Raw genomic sequence first — 265 nt, 5'->3', positions numbered from 1 at the left:
ATGGTGGAGCCAAGCGGGATCGAACCGCTGACCTCCTGCGTGCAAGGCAGGCGCTCTCCCAGCTGAGCTATGGCCCCGTTATGGGCGTTTCGACACCCCACGATAAGGGTATTTCAAGCTGTGACAAGGCCGCAAGGAGGACGCATACACCAGTATGCGACGACGCAGCAACGCAGTTCACAGCGCAGAAATGGTGGGTCTGGGCAGACTTGAACTGCCGACCTCACCCTTATCAGGGGTGCGCTCTAACCAGCTGAGCTACAGA

1 tRNA gene is annotated in these 265 nt (G+C 58.9%); it reads right to left on the bottom strand.

From position 1 onward, the window contains the following. Position 1: 1 nt before the first annotated feature. Positions 2-77: transfer RNA gene (locus tag ACP7FG_RS13035), tRNA-Ala, on the bottom strand. Positions 78-265: the final 188 nt, after the last annotated feature.

The organism is Idiomarina sp. ST10R2A5 (assembly GCF_051842325.1).
GTDB classification, from domain to species: Bacteria; Pseudomonadota; Gammaproteobacteria; order Enterobacterales; family Alteromonadaceae; genus Idiomarina; species Idiomarina abyssalis.
This window is presented reverse-complemented; position numbering and strand designations above follow the sequence as displayed.